1 protein-coding gene is annotated in these 357 nt (G+C 48.5%); it reads left to right on the forward strand.

What is annotated here, in order from left to right; translation table 11 throughout:
- Positions 1-357 (forward strand): hypothetical protein (locus ACU8YC_RS28580; RefSeq protein WP_446896465.1); only part of this gene is annotated, 357 nt, incomplete at both ends.

A 357-nucleotide genomic window follows, 5' to 3' on the forward strand; every position in this document is an offset into this window, starting at 1 on the left:
TTGAAGAGTGGTGCGTTCATCACTGGCAGGAGTCCGTGGTTTATTTAATGCATGGCCATGATGATATGGATGTGATCAATGCCAGATTACTGCTTAACGCCATGCCGCCCCGAAGAAAGGTGATTGTTCAGACCCTGGACCTGGACAGCCATACCATGTTTTTTGGCAAAGATATCAAAAGAGTGTATGACGTTATTGCGTTAGCCGGCATGTATCGAAAAATGGCCGAACCGGGGATTGAATCCGCGGTGGGTAAGGCGGATTTAACACGAAAAACGCTGAGGAGAAAAAGGCGCAATGCGCTGTGTCTCTGCGATCCTTACCGGGATGTTCCGCTGAATGATAACGTGATATGGC

This window comes from Citrobacter sp. VF227 (genome assembly GCF_052950715.1).